15 protein-coding genes are annotated in these 16,834 nt (G+C 49.2%); 1 reads left to right on the forward strand and 14 read right to left on the reverse strand.

Going from position 1 to position 16,834, the window contains the following annotated elements; all coding sequences use genetic code 11:
- The 12 genes from P9687_RS16490 to P9687_RS16545 all read right to left on the reverse strand — a co-directional run.
- A partial coding sequence (locus P9687_RS16490) for an LL-diaminopimelate aminotransferase (protein ID WP_328228934.1) occupies positions 1–1,117 on the reverse strand: 1,117 nt, incomplete at its 3' end.
- A gap of 238 nt (positions 1,118–1,355) precedes the next feature.
- Positions 1,356–2,738 (reverse strand): argininosuccinate lyase, encoded by a 1,383-nt coding sequence (argH, locus tag P9687_RS16495; protein WP_035189942.1) that lies wholly within the window; start codon positions 2,736–2,738, stop codon positions 1,356–1,358.
- A 186-nt stretch (positions 2,739–2,924) separates the two neighbouring features.
- Positions 2,925–4,139: an argininosuccinate synthase gene (locus tag P9687_RS16500; RefSeq protein WP_014098237.1), complete on the reverse strand. Its 1,215-nt coding sequence runs from the start codon at positions 4,137–4,139 to the stop codon at positions 2,925–2,927.
- Positions 4,140–4,207: 68 nt separating this feature from the next.
- On the reverse strand, positions 4,208–5,161 hold the full coding sequence (argF, locus tag P9687_RS16505) for an ornithine carbamoyltransferase (protein ID WP_035189940.1): 954 nt from the start codon (positions 5,159–5,161) through the stop codon (positions 4,208–4,210).
- 17 nt (positions 5,162–5,178) lie between these two features.
- Positions 5,179–8,382 carry a carbamoyl-phosphate synthase (glutamine-hydrolyzing) large subunit gene (gene carB / locus P9687_RS16510; RefSeq protein ID WP_328228935.1) on the reverse strand — a complete coding sequence of 1,068 codons (3,204 nt, stop codon included), beginning with the start codon at positions 8,380–8,382 and terminating at the stop codon, positions 5,179–5,181.
- Positions 8,369–9,445 carry a carbamoyl phosphate synthase small subunit gene (locus P9687_RS16515; protein WP_035189937.1) on the reverse strand — a complete coding sequence of 359 codons (1,077 nt, stop codon included), beginning with the start codon at positions 9,443–9,445 and terminating at the stop codon, positions 8,369–8,371. Before P9687_RS16515 ends, carB begins: the two co-directional genes overlap by 14 nt.
- Before the next feature lie 30 nt (positions 9,446–9,475).
- Positions 9,476–10,672: an acetylornithine transaminase gene (locus P9687_RS16520; protein WP_014098233.1), complete on the reverse strand. Its 1,197-nt coding sequence runs from the start codon at positions 10,670–10,672 to the stop codon at positions 9,476–9,478.
- Complete coding sequence (gene argB, locus P9687_RS16525; protein WP_014098232.1) at positions 10,665–11,453, reverse strand: acetylglutamate kinase; 789 nt, start codon at positions 11,451–11,453, stop codon at positions 10,665–10,667. Before argB ends, P9687_RS16520 begins: the two co-directional genes overlap by 8 nt.
- Positions 11,454–11,517: 64 nt before the next feature.
- Positions 11,518–12,756 (reverse strand): bifunctional glutamate N-acetyltransferase/amino-acid acetyltransferase ArgJ, encoded by a 1,239-nt coding sequence (gene argJ / locus P9687_RS16530; protein ID WP_328228791.1) that lies wholly within the window; start codon positions 12,754–12,756, stop codon positions 11,518–11,520.
- Positions 12,757–12,795: 39 nt separating this feature from the next.
- Positions 12,796–13,833, reverse strand: coding sequence for an N-acetyl-gamma-glutamyl-phosphate reductase (argC, locus tag P9687_RS16535; protein WP_168986027.1), 1,038 nt, complete (start codon positions 13,831–13,833; stop codon positions 12,796–12,798).
- A 163-nt stretch (positions 13,834–13,996) separates the two neighbouring features.
- Complete coding sequence (locus P9687_RS16540; RefSeq protein ID WP_168986028.1) at positions 13,997–14,323, reverse strand: hypothetical protein; 327 nt, start codon at positions 14,321–14,323, stop codon at positions 13,997–13,999.
- Positions 14,324–14,338: 15 nt separating this feature from the next.
- On the reverse strand, positions 14,339–14,800 hold the full coding sequence (locus P9687_RS16545; RefSeq protein WP_014098228.1) for a hypothetical protein: 462 nt from the start codon (positions 14,798–14,800) through the stop codon (positions 14,339–14,341).
- A gap of 150 nt (positions 14,801–14,950) precedes the next feature.
- On the opposite strand from P9687_RS16545, the gene P9687_RS16550 reads away from it, so the two are divergent.
- Positions 14,951–15,775, forward strand: a complete 825-nt coding sequence (locus P9687_RS16550; protein ID WP_168986029.1) for a manganese catalase family protein — start codon at positions 14,951–14,953, stop codon at positions 15,773–15,775.
- 49 nt (positions 15,776–15,824) lie between these two features.
- Here the strand turns inward: P9687_RS16550 and P9687_RS16555 are convergent, their stop codons facing one another.
- Positions 15,825–16,292 carry a hypothetical protein gene (locus P9687_RS16555; protein ID WP_168986030.1) on the reverse strand — a complete coding sequence of 156 codons (468 nt, stop codon included), beginning with the start codon at positions 16,290–16,292 and terminating at the stop codon, positions 15,825–15,827.
- Between the two features lie 160 nt (positions 16,293–16,452).
- Positions 16,453–16,653, reverse strand: a complete 201-nt coding sequence (locus P9687_RS16560) for a cold-shock protein (RefSeq protein WP_013859436.1) — start codon at positions 16,651–16,653, stop codon at positions 16,453–16,455.
- Positions 16,654–16,834: the final 181 nt, after the last annotated feature.

A 16,834-nucleotide genomic window follows, 5' to 3' on the forward strand; every position in this document is an offset into this window, starting at 1 on the left:
GCCTCTCTTCATCCTGTACAAGCGCGATTCTGACATATCCTTCGCCGTGGGGACCAAAGGCGTTGCCAGGCGTAACCACAACGCCGGCTTTGTCCATCAGTTCATATGTAAAAGCGAGGGACTTTTTGCCTTCCGGGATTTTGGCCCACAAAAACATCGTAGCATCAGACGGGCGGATTTCCCAGCCGATCCGCGATAATCCGGAAACAAACAAATCCCTTCTTTTCTCATACAGTGCAGCATTGTGGCGCGCGAATTCCTTGCCGTTTGCCAAAGCAGCGGCAGCCGCCCTTTGGACCGGTTCAAAAATGCCGTAATCCATATGCGATTTCATTTGGGCAAACAGCCGGATCACTTCCCGGTTCCCTGCCAGAAAACCGATCCGTGCCCCCGCCAGGTTAAAGCTTTTCGATAAGGAATTAAATTCAACCCCCACATCTTTTGCCCCGTCAACAGACAGGAAACTGACCGGCTTTTTCCCGTTAAAGACGAGTTCACAATAGGCAAAATCGTGGACGACGACGAGATCATATTGTTTTGCAAATCGGACGGCTTCTTCAAAAAACTTTTTCTCAGCAAGCACCGGGATTGGGTTGCCCGGAAAATTCAGCATCATCATTTTCGCTTTTTTTGCGATCTCTTCCGGGATTTTTGACAAATCCGGCATAAATCCGTTCTCTTCCAGAAGTGGCATCGGATAAGGTACGGCTTCCGCCAGTTTTACCCCTGATTCATAGGCTGTATAACCGGGATCCGGTACGAGAATGATATCGCCGGGGTTACAAAAGACGAGTGGAAGATGGATAATGCCATCCTGGGAACCCGCAAGCTGAATGATTTCGTGTTCAGGATCCAGTTTCACTCCGAACTGTTCGTAATACCGGGCCGCCGCCTCGTAGAAAGCTCCGATCCCGGAAATTGTATACCCGTATTGGCGCGGGTCAGCTGCATTTCGGGCCATTTCTTCCATTACAAAAACAGGCGGTGCCTGATCCGGACTCCCGATGCTTAAGTCAATCATCCGGTTGCCTTCTTCTATTTTTTTCTTTTTGTACGCTAAAAGCTCATTGAATATCAACGTCGGTAACTGGTTCATGCGTCTTGCAGTGTCAACCAAAAGCTTTTCCTCCCAATTTCCCGGCCCTAGGGCTTTGTGTGCCTATTCCAGGATGCATTAGCATAAGATTAAAAGGTTTATAATGATTTATTGTACCACACTTTCCGGCATCCTGGGAGCTGTTATCATACAGTTCTAGTTGGAAGCGAAGGATCCGGCCTGATTAAAAGCCTGACGATTGCGTAAGAAGCCCGTTTCTTATGCTTTTGATTCCGTAGCCACGTTTGCATCCGCTTGTTCAATCCGGTTTGCGGAGTTGTTTTTCCGCCATCTGAAGCTGTGCCGCCACTTGTGCATGTCCTGTTCCCCCGGCGCTGTTCCGCATTTTTACAACATGAACCGGTTTCAGCACTTCAAAAATATCGGCCTCAAAAAGCGGGCTGAACGACTGGTATTCATCCAGTGTCAGGTCAAGCAAATACTTGCCGTGCTGAATGCCATAAAGGACAATCTGCCCGATCACCGCATGCGCCTCACGGAACGGCAGCCCTTTTTTTGCCAAATAATCGGCAATATCGGTTGCATTCGCGTAATCGTTCGAGACAGCCCGGAACATCTTCTCCCGGTTCACTTTCATCGTTTCAATCATCGGCGCAAGCAGCTTAAGCGCCCCTTGAAGCGTATCAGCCGTATCAAAAATGCCTTCTTTATCTTCCTGCATGTCTTTATTATAGGCAAGCGGCAACCCTTTCAGGACGGTCAACAGCCCGATGAGGTTCCCGAACACCCTTCCCGTTTTCCCGCGCAAAAGTTCGGGGACATCGGGATTTTTCTTTTGTGGCATAATGCTTGACCCCGTGCAAAAAGAATCATCCAGCTCGATAAACTGGAATTCCTGGCTCGACCACAGCACTAGTTCTTCCGACAAACGGGAAATATGCGTCATCAACATAGCGGCATTTGCCAAAAATTCAAGCACAAAGTCGCGGTCGCTGACAGCATCCAGGCTGTTCGGATAAATGCGGGAAAATCCGAGCAGTTCGCGCGTCCGTTCCCTGTCAATCGGAAAAGTCGTCCCGGCAAGCGCCCCGGCACCGAGCGGCAGCCAGTCCGTCCGCTTCAGGCTATCTGAAAATCTCTCTTTATCACGCTCCAGCATCCAAAAATAGGCGAGAAGATGATGGGCAAACAACACCGGCTGCGCCCGTTGCAGATGGGTGTAACCGGGCATCATCGTTTCTTTGTTTTCTTTTGCTTTTGTCACGATGGCTTCCTGGACGAGCGCAATCAGGCGGATCATTTCTTTTGTCGTTTTCCGGACATACAGGTGCATATCGGTCGCAACCTGGTCATTCCGGCTCCGCCCTGTATGCAGCTTCCCGCCGGCAGGGCCGATTTCATCCATCAACATTTTTTCGATATTCATATGGATATCTTCATTCTCAACTGTAAATGCTGCTTCTCCGTTTTTGATTTTTTCGGCAATTTTCCGAAGCCCTGCTTTGATCTGTTCCACATCGTTTTCAGGCAAAATGCCGCATTCGCCGAGCATTTGGACATGGGCAAGGCTCCCTTCAATATCTTCAAAAGCAAGCCTTTGGTCATATCCGATCGAAGCTGTATAGGTTTCAACAAGCTGATTCGTTTCCTTTGTAAAACGTCCGCCCCAAAGCTTTGACAATGTCATTTCCTCCTGCTGCAATAGAATTAAAAAATGAAGGCTGCACGGCAAACCGCCACAGCCTTCCGGATATTTTACCGTTTTCTCCCGGCCCGGTAAACAAGTGAAAAATACCTGAACGGGCCGGTTCCAACCTTGAAATTTGTCGTGCTTATGATTTAACATCAGGAACAGCGGCCAAATGGCTTATTGATTTAGCACTTTCCCGTTTTCCTGGATTTCGGCAAATACTTTTGTCGGCAGCCCCCACAGTTTGATGAAGCCGACTGCAGCATTATGGTCAAACGAATCGCCTTTCAAATAGGTCGCCAGTTCTTCATTATACAGGCTGTACGGGGATTTTCTTGCCACTACCGTGTGGGTGCCTTTAAACAGTTTCACGCGGACCGTGCCGGTGACCGTTTTCTGTGTTTCCTCGACAAACGCATCGAGCGCGGCCTTTAACGGCGAATACCAGAGCCCTTCATAAATGATTTTGGTCAACTGCTGTTCCACCGTTGTTTTAAATTGTGTCACTTCACGCGGCAGCGTTAAAAATTCCAGTTCTTTATGGGCATTGATCAGCACGACTGCAGCAGGGTTTTCGTATACTTCGCGCGATTTGATCCCGACAAGGCGGTTTTCAATATGGTCGATTCTGCCGATGCCATGTTTGCCGGCTGTCAGATTCAGCTCTTCGATCATTTGGACGAGGCCCATCGCTTTGCCGTTTAAGGCAACCGGGACGCCTTTTTCAAACGTAATTTCAATATATTCTGGCTCATCCGGCGTCATTTCGATCGGCGCAGTCCAGTCGAATGCCGCTTCCGGCGCTTCGTTCCAAGGATTTTCAAGGACGCCGGCTTCGCACGCTCTTCCCCATATATTGGCATCAATCGAAAACGGATTATCTAAGTCTACCGGAATCGGAATATTGTTTTTCTCCGCATATGCAATTTCTTCATCGCGGGTCATGCCCCATTCACGGACAGGCGCAACGACTTTCAGGTTCGGGTTCAGCGCCTGGACGGACACTTCAAAACGGACCTGGTCGTTCCCTTTTCCGGTACAGCCGTGCGCCACGGCAACGGCGCCTTCCTGTTCCGCGACATCTACCAAAAGCTTTGAAATAAGCGGGCGGCTGATCGCAGAAGACAGCGGATATTTTCCTTCATAGAGCGCATTTGCCTTTAATGCCGGCAATATATAATCTTTTGCAAGCATTTCTTTCCCGTCTATGATCACAGCTTTGATTGCACCGACATTCAGCGCTTTCTGGCGGATCGCATTTAAATCTTTGCCTTCGCCGACGTCAATGCCAAGAGCAATAACATCATAGCCGTATTTTTCCTGAATCCATTTAATCGATACGGATGTATCCAAACCGCCTGAGTAGGCCAATACAATTTTTTCCTTTGCCATTTCTCTCTCCCTGCCTCTTTGTATAATTAATATTGAAGTTGAATTTTTATACACCCATTATATCGGATTCATTCAACATTTTCCAGTAGTTTTTTTAAAATGGCTTTATGGGCATGGAGCCGGTTCTCCGCCTCGTCAAAAACCGCGGAATGCGGGCCGTCAATGACCGCCTCCGTGACTTCTTCGCCGCGGTGGGCGGGCAGGCAATGGAGGAAAAGAAAATCTTTTTTTGCCAGTTTGCATAATGATTCATTTACCTGATAATCTTGTAAATCTTCGAGCCGTTTCTTCGTTTCGTCTTCCTGCCCCATGCTCGCCCACACATCGGTGATGACCACATCGGCATTCCGGATCATTTCTTCCGGGTTTTGGCCCACTTCAATACAGACCCCTTTTTTGGCCGCTTCTTTTTGAGCCTCGGCAAGAATGCCGGCATTCGGCAAATAGCCTTCCGGGGCAGCGACGGACATATGCATGCCCACCTTTGCCGCCCCCTCGAGCAATGAGTGGCACATATTGTTATTGCCGTCCCCGAGGTAGCAGATTTTAAGCCCGGCCAGTTGTCCTTTATATTCCTGAATGGTCAGCAAATCAGCCAAAACCTGGGTCGGATGGTGCAGATCGGTCAGCCCGTTGATTACAGGGACATCTGCGTGGCGCGCAAAAGACTCGATGGTTTCGTGCGCGAATGTGCGGATCATCAGGCAGTCGACATAACGCGACAACACTTTTGCCGTGTCATGGATCGTCTCGCCGCGCCCGAGCTGAATATCCCTTGAACTGAGGAAAAGAGCGTGGCCGCCGAGCTGGAGCATGCCGGCTTCAAAAGAAACCCGGGTGCGCGTGGATGATTTTTCAAAAATCATTCCGAGCACTTTCCCTTTTAAGTACGGGGTCTCCTTCCCTTCTTTATGCGCTTTTTTTAAAGCGGCCGCTTCCTGAAGCAGATCGTTCAACTCCTCTTCCTGCAGCGCGCCGATTGTTAAAAAATCTTTCTTTTTCGTACGGGCCAATGTCGCCATCTGTATCTTCCTTTCTGCTAAACTTCTGCTTTTATACGGTTAAAATCGTGAAGCGGGGCCACTTTTGGCGTTGTCCCTGTGGCATAGCGGGTAATGGCTTCCAATGTATCCAGACAGGTAAACAGCGGAATATGGAAACGCATCGCTGCTTCACGCAGCTTGCTGCCGCCCCTTCTTTGGTCCCGCCCTTTTGTCGGGATGACCACCGCAGCGGTTACGGGTTGCTGTTCGAAAAAGGCGGGGGCATCCTCAAGGCCTACTGTTTCCGCCGCCACGCCGTTTTTCGCCAGGAACCGGGCCGTATGTTCCGTTGCGGCAATCCGGTAGCCTCTGTCCGCCAGTGTTTTCAATACCGGGAGCGCGGCTGCTTTTTCGCGGTCCGTCACCGAGCAAAATACAAATTGTTCTTCAAGCGGCGGCTCAAACACCGGGTCATGGACGGACAGAAGCGTTTTTTCGAGTGCTTCCCCGAATGTCCGGGCAAGGCCGAGCACCTCGCCTGTTGATTTCATTTCAGGCCCTAAAACAGGATCGACATCTTTCAGTTTTGTATAGGAAAATACCGGTGCCTTCACGGCGACAAGTTCCGGCGGTGCAGGAAGCCCTTTTTCCGCAAGCGGTTTTCCGAGTTGTACGGCAATGGCGAGATCAATCATCGGAATGCCGGTGACTTTGCTTAAAATTGGGACGGTTCTTGAAGCACGCGGATTCACTTCCAGCACATAAACGGTCCCTTCATAAATTAAAAACTGGATATTGGCAATGCCTTTGATTTTGCCCTTTAAACAGATTTTTTCGGCATACCGGATAAGCGTTTCCTGCACAGACGGGCTTAAATGCTGGTGCGGATAAACGGCCATGCTGTCGCCGGAGTGGACGCCCGCTTTTTCAATATGTTCAAAAATGCCCGGGATGAGCACCTTCTCCCCGTCACAAATGCAGTCGAGTTCGCATTCCGTACCCGGCAAATACTGGTCAATCATAAGCGGCCAGCTTTTTTCGCTTGCGTACTTCAACGCATCCGCATAAGCGTTGAGTTCGTCTTCGTGGTAAAAAATGAACATTGACTGTCCGCCAATAACATAGGACGGGCGGACAAGCACCGGAAACGACAGGTCTTTTGCCCCCCGTTTCAGTTCTTCTGCATCATAGGCGGTATGCCCTTTAATATGCGGAATGCCAAGCTCATCCAGCAGCTTGTAAAAAAGGTTGCGATCCTCAAGCTGGTCGATTTGTTCCACGTTCGTTCCAAACAGTTTCACGCCTTCAGCTTCAAGGCTCGATGCGACATTGATCGCGGTCTGGCCGCCGAATTGCGTGAAGACGCCTGCCACCTGCTCTTTTTCAATAATATGCAGCAAATCTTCCGGGCGCAGCGGGTCAAAATACAATTTATCCGCCATTGAAAAATCGGTGCTGACCGTTTCCGGATTGTTGTTTACAACAATCGTTTCATAGCCAAGTTGTTTGAGCGCCATAACGGCATGGACCGAGCAGTAATCAAATTCAATTCCCTGCCCAATGCGGATCGGTCCGGAACCGATGATCAGCACTTTCGGGCGGTTTGATACTTCCACTTCATCCCGGCCGCCCCAGGTGGAATAGTAGTACGGCGTTTGCGCCTCAAACTCGGCGGCACAGGTGTCCACAAGTTTATAAACCGGCATAAGCCCGAGCTGTTTTCTTTTTTCGCGCACCGCTTTTTCGCTGCATCCGCATAATGCCGAAAGACACTCATCACTGATGTTCATTTTTTTGGCTGCGCGCAGCAAAGCAGCCGGCATCGTATCGATCGTATATTGCTTGCATGTTTCTTCCATATCCACGATATTTTTTATTTTTTCAAGAAACCAGCGGTCGATTTCCGTGTATTTTTCAATGTCATCCAGCGCCATGCCTTTACGCATCGCTTCCGCCACCGCAAACAGGCGGATATCGGTCGCTTCCGTTAAAAGTGGGACCAAATCATCCGGCTGTTTTTCAGCAAGCGCCGGATAGAACAGACCTGAAAGCCCGAGTTCAAGCGAACGGATTCCTTTGTTAAGCGCTCCTTCAAATGTGCGGTCGATCGCCATTGCTTCGCCGGTCGCCTTCATTTGCGTGCCAAGTTTCCGGTCCGCTTCCGTAAATTTGTCGAACGGAAAGCGCGGAATTTTCACGACAACATAATCAAGGGCCGGTTCGAAGGAAGCAAACGTGTTGCCGGTTACCGGGTTTAAAATTTCATCCAGATGATAGCCGATTGCGCATTTCGTGGCAATGCGGGCGATCGGGTAACCGGTTGCTTTCGAAGCCAAGGCGGATGACCGGCTGACGCGCGGATTGACTTCAATAATATTGTACTGGTCGGAGTGGGGATCGAGCGCAAATTGGATGTTGCACCCGCCGATCACCCCGAGCGCGCGAATCACTTTTAAAGAAGCGTCCCGGAGCAGCTGGTACTGCACATCCGATAAAGTCTGCGATGGCGCGACCACAATCGAGTCGCCCGTATGCACTCCGACCGGATCGATATTTTCCATATTGCAGACAATGATGCACGTGTCGTTTGCATCGCGCACGACTTCGTATTCAATTTCTTTCCAGCCTTTGATGCTTTTTTCAAGCAGCACCTGGTGGATCGGGCTCAGGTCAAGGCCGCGCTGGAGCACTTCCCGAAGTTCTTCATCATTGGCTGCAAATCCCCCGCCGGAGCCGCCAAGCGTATAAGCGGGGCGGATAATGACGGGGTAGCCGATTTTTTTCGCAAATGCCAGCCCGTCTTCCATATTTTCCACAATTTTTGACGGCGGGATCGGTTCCCCGATACCAAGCATCAACTGGCGGAACTTTTCGCGGTCTTCCCCCTTCTGGATCGAATCCACCGGTGTCCCGAGCAATTGTACCCCATACTTATCGAGAATCCCCGCTTCATAGAGCTGGACGGTGAGATTCAGGCCGGTTTGCCCGCCCAATGTCCCGATAATGCCGTCCGGACGCTCTTTTTGTAAAATCTGTTCTATCGACTCCACCGTCAGCGGGTCAAAATAAATCCGGTCGGCCATTTCTTCATCAGTCATGATCGTTGCCGGATTGCTGTTGACAAGCACGACTTCAATTCCTTCTTCTTTCAGAGCGAGGCAGCTCTGCGTACCCGCATAATCAAATTCGGCGGCCTGGCCGATAACAATCGGGCCGGAGCCGATCACAAGCACTTTTTTGATCGATTTATTGAATGGCATAAGACAAAACTCCCGCTCTTTGTTGTACTCGTTGTAAAAAGTGGTCAAAAATGTATTCGGAATCACGCGGCCCCGGATGTGCTTCCGGGTGGAACTGGACGGAATAGACCGGCAAGTCCGGATGGATGCAGCCTTCAACCGTGCCGTCATTCACATTCTTAAAGGAAAGCTCGAGTTCCGATCCGGCAAGTGATGCTTCATCGACAACATAGCCATGGTTTTGGGCTGTCATCAACACTTTTCCAGTCTTTAAATCTTTAACCGGATGGTTGCCGCCCCTGTGGCCGAACGGCAGCTTTTTCGTCTTTGCCCCGTAAGCGAGTGCCAATAGCTGGTGGCCGAGGCAAATGCCAAGCACCGGATAAGCGGCGCTTACTTTTTTGATTTCCGGCAGCCACTCGGCTAGTTTAGCAGGATCCCCAGGGCCGTTTGAAATGACAATGCCGTCAAGTGCAAGTTCCGCCATTTGTTTTGCCGTAAAATCAAAGGGCACGACGGTCACTTTGCAGTTGCGGTCAAGCAAGTATTGCAAAATGGATTTTTTGTAGCCGAAATCCATCAAAGCAATGTGCAAAGGGCCATCTCCATACGTTTCCGGTTGTTTTATGGCCACTTCGGCTACGAAAAATTCATCGCCGCCGCATGGCACTTTTTGATCGCGGGACGTTGAAACAAGGCCGCGCACAGTGCCGCGTTTTCTGATCGTTTTTACAAGCGCGCGCGTGTCCACTCCTGCAAGGCAAGGGACACCCGACTTTTCCAAAAAGGATAGGGCCGTCTTTTCCACTTTATAAAAACTCGGGCTTGCGCATATTTCACCGGTCACAACCGCGCGCGCCGAGATGCTTTTGCTTTCGTGATCATCGCCGTTTACGCCGTAATTGCCGATTAAAGGGTAACAAAACACCAGAATCTGCCCGGTGTACGACGGGTCGGTGAGCATTTCCTGGTACCCCGTCATGCCGGTGTTAAATACCACTTCTCCCGTTGTTTCAGCGGGGTTTCCCGCAAAAAAGCCTTCAAAAATTTCTCCCGTTTCAAGAATAAGATATCCGCTTGTCACGATGTCTGTCCTCCCTTGTCTCTTTGCCGGTTAAAGATTGTTTTGGCTTGCCTTAGTAAAAACAGTTTTCATTTTTTCTGCAAAAAGCGCCGTTTCCTTTTCCGTAATAACAAGCGGCGGCAACAGACGGACAACATGCGGGCCTGCTGTTAATACAAGCAAATGCTCAGCCAATGCCGCCCGGGTGATTTTTACAGCTTCCATTTCCGTTTCAAGGCCGGCCATCAGCCCTTTCCCGCGGATTTCTTTAATAAAAGAAAATTGCGTCTTCAAGTCTTCCAATTTTGTCCAAAAATCGATGCTTTGTTTTTGGACATGTTCGATGATATTTTCTTCCGCAAACGTTTCAAGCGTTGCCAGACCGGCTGTCGCAGATAGCGGGTTGCCGCCAAAAGTGCTGCCGTGCGTACCGGGCGTAAAGCTTTGCGCGATTTTTTCTTTCGCGAGCATGGCGCCAATCGGAATGCCGGACCCCAGCCCTTTTGCAAGCGTCATGATATCCGGTTCGAAGCCGTACTGTTCATAGGCAAACAGTGTACCGGTACGGCCCATGCCCGTCTGCACTTCATCTACAATGATTAAACAATCGTTCTTTCTGCACGTGCGGACAAGGGCATCCACCCAATCCTGTTCCGCAGGGATGACGCCGCCTTCCCCCTGAATCAGTTCAAACATGACGGCAATGGGCTTAAGCTTTTCGAGATCGCGGAGTGCCGTGATGTCGTTAAACGGCAAATAGGTGAATCCCGGCACAAGCGGTTCAAAGCCATGCTGGATTTTTTCCTGTGCCGTTGCCGACAATGTCCCGAGTGTCCGGCCGTGGAACGAAGCCTTGAAGGTGACGATGGGCCCCGATTTTCCGCGTTTTTTTGCATCAAGGCGGGCCAGTTTGATCGCCGCTTCATTGGCTTCCGCGCCGCTGTTTGCGAAAAACACCCGGTCAAATACGCTTTGTGCTGCTAGTTTTTCAGCCAGCTCTTCCTGCGGCCCGATTTCAAACAGATTGGAAGTATGCCAGATTTGGTCCAGCTGGCCGGTCACCTTGGTTTTTACCTTTTCGGGGACATGGCCGAGATTGCAAACGGCAATGCCTGAAGTAAAATCCAAATATTTTTCTCCATTTTCATCCCATACATAACTGCCTTTTCCTTTTACAAACTTTACCGGCGTCCGGCTGTACGTTTGCATAAGTGCTTGCTTTTTTACCGTTTGCGTCATCTTATCCATCGATCAAAACCCCGTTCCCTGTAAATTTCGTCCCGGTTTTTCCGCCGCCTGCCAAAAACAGGAGGCTGTCTTCTTCTGTCCCGTCCACAATCACCACTTCTTTTACGCCGGACCGGATGCATTCCGCTGCTGCCCGGACTTTCGGAATCATGCCACCGGTAATGACTTGTTTTTGGATGAGCCCGTCAACCTGTCCGGGGGTAAGATAAGGGAGCACTTTCCCTTCCATCATGACCCCGGGGACATCCGTCACCATCCAAACACGCGCGTTCATTTTCCGGGCAACCGCGGCTGCTGCCAAATCAGCATTGACATTCAGGCGCTGGCCGTTTTTATCCGTCGCAACCGGGGAAATGACCGGGATAAACTGCTGCCGCAATAAAGCAAGCAGCACCTGTTCATTTACGGATTCGATTTCCCCGACATATCCGAGATTGGGTGTCTCAATCTTCCTAGCTGTTAAAAGCCGTGAGTCGGTTCCGCTGATGCCGACCGCTTTGGCTCCCGCCTGCGAGAGCCGGCGCGTAATCCATTTGTTGATGGAACCGGAAAGCACCATCTCAACGACGTTTAACACCGGCTCGGTCGTAACGCGTAACCCGTTTTTAAATTGCGTTTTGATCTGCATTTTTTCCAACATGGCCGAGATTGCCGGCCCCCCGCCGTGGACGATGACAGGTTCAAGCCCGAATCGCGCTTTGATTTGCACCAGATTTTCAAAAAATGCATCCGGCAGCTGGTGGAGAATGCTGCCGCCGCACTTGATGACAACGTATGCCAATTTGGCCAACCCCTTATAAATAGTTATGACATTGTATAATTATGCAACGATGCGTGCACCAACATTATGAACGATAAGTGGCATTGATTTTCACATAATCATAGGTCAGGTCGCATCCCCATGCAGTACCCTGGCAAGTTCCGGCACCAAGGTCGATGGCGATACAGATTTTGTCATTTTCCTTTAAATAGGCATGTGCCTCGTCTTCGGAATAGGAAGCCGGCATGCCTTTTTCCACTACGGGAATCCCGCCGATGCGGATAGAAAGCGCTTGTTCATCCACTTGGACGCCGCTGTATCCGATCGCATTGATAATCCTTCCCCAGTTCGCATCGGCGCCAAAGACAGCAGCTTTTACCAAATTTGAGCCGATAACGGTTTTTGCGACCGTTTGTGCCTCTTTTTCCGTTTCAGCCCCGGTTACACAGACTTCAACCAGTTTCGTCGCGCCTTCCCCGTCTCTTGCAATTTGTTTGGCAAGTTCCCGGGCAATATAGGCAAAGCTTTCTGCGAATTTCTTCCAATCCGGGTGTGCATAGGAAAGCGTATCGTTTCCGGCCAGCCCGTTTGCCATTACAACGACCATGTCATTTGTGCTTGTGTCGCCGTCCACCGTAATCATATTGAACGTTTCATCGACCGTTTGTTTCAGCAGGTTTTGCAATGCAGCGGCCTCAACTTTGGCGTCTGTCGTGATAAAAGCGAGCATCGTTGCCATGTTCGGATGGATCATCCCCGATCCTTTGGCGCAGCCAGCAACCGTGACCGTTTTCCCATCAATTTCAAGCGTTACGCAGGCGCGTTTTTGAAAGGTGTCCGTCGTAAGTATCGCTTTTTCAAAAAGGTCCGGATGGGATGTGCCCTCTTTCTCGATACGGCGAATGCCGGTTTCAATTTTTTCAACCGGTAAAAGCTCGCCAATGACACCTGTTGAGGCAACGCCGATCAGGCTTTCGTTTACGCCGATTTGAGCGGCGAACCATTCCCGCATCAGGCGGGCGTGGCGGAGGCCTTCATTGCCTGTAAAGGAGTTCGCGTTTCCCGAATTCACAATGATGCCGGACAGCTTCCCACTTGCCATAATGCTTTCTTTTGTAATCTGGATGGGTGCAGCTTGAAACTGATTCGTCGTGTAGACCGCAGCCGCTTGTGCCGGGACAGCGGAGTAAAGCCACCCAAGATCCGGACGTTTTCTTTTAATGCCGCAATGGAGCCCACCGGCAAAAAATCCTGCCGGGCTCGAGATGTTTCCGTCTGTTTTCGTAAAAAATGCAGTACTTTCTTTTTCATATAATTGATTCATTGCCATCCTCCATATATAAACGGTATGTTTAAGATTGCCTTATGGATAAACCGGAACATGGTCGAGCCCTGTATCTTCTTCCAGCCCGAAAAGCAGATTCATATTTTGGATTGCCTGCCCGCTTGCACCTTTTACAAGATTGTCAATGGCAGAAATGACCACGAGCCTCCCCGTCCGTTCATCCACATGGACGCCTATATCACAGTAATTTGAGGCGTATACTTCCTTTGTAGATGGAAAAGAACCAGCCGGCCTGATCCGGATAAATTTCCGGCCTTTATACACTTTCCTATAATATTGGCGGACATCTTCGGTGGTGACTTTTTTTGCTAAAGGCGCGTATATCGTGCAAAGAATCCCCCTCGTCATCGGAATAAGATGGGGCGTAAATGAAATTTTCGCTTCTTTTCCGGCAAACGCCTTGATGAACCGCTCGATTTCCGGTGTATGCTGGTGGCTTCCGACTTTGTACGCACCGGTATTTTCATTTACTTCAGTAAACAAGTTGCCTAGAGAAGGGTTTCTTCCCGCACCGGAAACACCGGTTTTACCATCAATCACAATAAAGGAAGTATCGATGAACCCCCCTTGAACAGGCGGGAGAAGTCCTAAAAGCGCTGCGGTCGGGAAGCAGCCGGGATTGGCGATCAGTTGAGCCTCTTTTATCCTGTCCGCATTCATTTCTGAAAGGCCGTAGATAGCTTTATCCAGCTCTTTTTGCGGGGCGGGTTCGCGTTTATACCATTGCCTGTACGCTTCCCCATCCAGCCTGAAATCCCCGGACAGGTCGATACACTTTAAACCTTTATCAACAAACCGTGGTACCCAGTTTTTGGCTACCCCAGACGGCGTTGCGAAAAACAATAGTTCCACCCTGCCTGCGATTTCATCCGGAACCATGTCTTCCAATCCGGCTTCTATGATTTGCTGGAAATGCGGGTAATGTGCGGTCAGCATCGTGCCTTTTGTGCGGTGCGATATCAACATTTCCAGTTGTGTGCGGGGATGGCGGGCAAGAAGTCTGACAAGTTCCGCACCGCTGTATCCGTTTGCCCCGACAATCCCTATTTTCAACATTTTCATCTCCCTATTGTTATGTATGTGCATTATTATAATTCATTATGTATGATTATACAAGGCTAAAAATATAAAAAAATAGAAACTTTTCGCTTTCACGCACAACAAAAAAGATCAAGGCCTGCATCCGGCAGGGCTTGATCTTTTTTGTCTGCAAGGAAAATTAGTCGTGTGCCAATACGACGATTTTTCCGTTTGCCGCCGCACCGACATACCGGGTGGCAATTTCAAGCGGAATTCCGAGCTCAAGGACCTTTTCCAATATTTTTTCCGGGTATGTTTTTCTTTTGACCAGTGCTTTCAGTTCATCCATGAGATCCACATACGTATGAAGGCATATTCCGTTTACACCTTTTCCGGCTTCGCGGCCGACTTCACGGATGGCCGCAGCATTGTTGGCGATGACAGTAATGCGCCCATTTTCTCTATGATGATGTAAAATGGCTTCCGCTGCTTCCCCGGGTCCGGCAAAAATTCCAATTAACTGCATACGCGTGTCCCCATATTAATCACCAAAAGAAATGACGAGTTTTTCCAGTTCCGCCGCGCTGGGTTCCGTCATCGTAAAGCCGAGTCTTTTCATTTCTTCAGCTACTGCCGCTGCATGGCTTTGATCCGTAACAATAAAGGTGCGGTCGCGCTGAATGGTGTCTTTCACTTTCGCCAAAAAGGAAAACAAAGCAGCGGTTTTCGGTTCTTGAATTTCACGCATAAAATGGGAAGATTTCTCGGTTACCGGCAAAATCCAAATCTCACATGCATATGGCATTTTTAAAATTTCATAGAAAGCATCTGTTTTTTCGAGCGGCGTACGCAGCGTATAATCGAAAAACTCATACACTTTCCGGCTGGAAAAAGGGAAGTTTGCAAACGGGCGAGAATCTTCCTTGTCGAACACGTGAATGTCCACTTTCGATTTATTTTTTTCAAAATAATTGTCTTCTGTTTTTGCAACGATATTTTGCATCGTTATGTTCCCCCTTGTATGTAAATCATTTTTATATTGCCTTTTTGCCCCGTTATTAAACACCGGTGTTCGTTTTTTTCGGAATATTTAACCCGTTTTTCCTAGGGTAGACAGGAATTGAAGATCAAAACCGGAACAGGAGTGGAGCAGATGTTTTTACACAAAAAAGAGTTGCAGTTTGAAGCAAAACCTGAAAGGCCGGATCCGGTTTTCGCCAATAAAGTGCAGGAAGTGCTCGGCGGGCAATACGGGGAAATCTCTGTGATGATGCAGTATCTTCTCCAAGGATGGAACTGCCGGGCAGATGAAAAATACCGGGATATGCTGCTTGATATCGGGACAGAAGAAATCGGCCATGTGGAAATGCTGGCCACATTAATCGCCCGCCTGCTCGATATGGCACCGGTCAAAATGCAGGAAGAAGCAGTTGCGAAAGACCCTGCCATTGCAGCTGTCATGGGCGGGATGAATCCGCAGCACGCCATTGTCGGCGGGCTCGGCGCGTTGCCGGTCAACAGTGCGGGGGTTCCGTGGAGCGGCAGTTATATCGTATCAAGCGGAAATTTAATCGCTGACTTCCGCGCCTATCTCAACGCTGAATCGCAGGGGCGACTTCAAGTCGTCCGCTTATATGAAATGACGGACGATCCGGGCGTGAAAAAAACACTATCGTTTTTGATCGCGAGGGACACGATGCATCAGAACCAGTGGCTGGCCGCCCTGCGTAAACTGGAAGAACAGGAAGGTGTTGTCGTACCGAGCACATTCCCTCCTGAACAGGAGCCTGAAGAATTTACCCATCTCTTTATCAATCATTCGGAAGGCAAAGAAAGTGCCAAAGGAAGATGGGCGAGCGGCGAAAGCATTGATGGAAAAGGTCAATTTAAATTCGTCGAACCTTTTGCATCCCATGACCGTGTCGGACAACAACCGGCACCGCCCTATCTGCACGGAACACTGCCAATCGTTAAATAAATCAAAAACCGAAAGAAGACTTTCCTTCTTCTGGTTTTTTTGCCATTTCTTAATATGCACCCGCCATCACCGGTTGGCGGTAGGCAGATAGCGACTCATCCATGATTTTTTGAAAAAGCGGCTCAAGATGTGCGGGGATCAGCTGGCCGGCAAAATCCCACGCATTTTGCTCAATCGTAAGTGCCAGTGCTTGCTTTTCCGGTAAATGCCCGGACTCTTCAAAGGCGGCGGACAATAGAGGCAGATTTTCATCCATCGCATGGCCGATTTCATGTGCAAGCACAATCGTGGCGTAAGGCAAAAAGTATTCGCAGCTTCCAAACAATAGCTCGCACTGCCGCCGGATTGTCTCTGTATACAGCGTAATCGTATCGGTGTGCGGATGATATTTGCCGCCAACAAGGCGCCCGCCGGGGAACTGTTTCTTTATTTTTAAATGGGCGGTGCACCCGGCGTTTTTTAGTAATTCTGTTGCCATTTCTCTAATTTGCAAAATTCCCCTGTCTCCTTTATCCATATTGGCATTGCTCTTATCATATATTATGAAAGATCGCGATTGCAATATGTATCTATTTTTTATCCGAAGCGGCCGGATTAAAAGGATATTTTTTCCTAGCAAAGGGACGTGTGAACCTGATTCCCAAGGCAAAAAAAAACAGGCCATAAAGGCCTGTTTTTTATAATTTCGAAACGTTTGCAGCTTGCGGTCCGCGGTTGCCTTCTTCAATATCAAAAGATACGGATTGGCCTTCTTCCAAAGTTTTAAAACCTTCGCCCTGAATCGCTGAGAAGTGAACAAATACATCGCTGCCGCCTTCGCGTTCGATAAATCCGTAGCCTTTTTCCGAATTAAACCATTTTACTTTACCTTGTTCCATTTTGTTTCCTCCTAATGTGTTTGAACACAAAATTACTATCCTTGCTCAAGTGATTTCAGGGGGTCAGTTTTAAAACTTTTTCCTTCCTTACCATACCGAACAAAAATAATTCTTTATTAGAATAGCAGATTATAAATGTGGTGTCAAGACGAATTGATTATCTGTATGTGTCAAGTTTTTC

Source organism: Weizmannia sp. CD-2023 (assembly GCF_036225245.1).
GTDB lineage: Bacteria > Bacillota > Bacilli > Bacillales > Bacillaceae_C > Weizmannia > Weizmannia faecalis.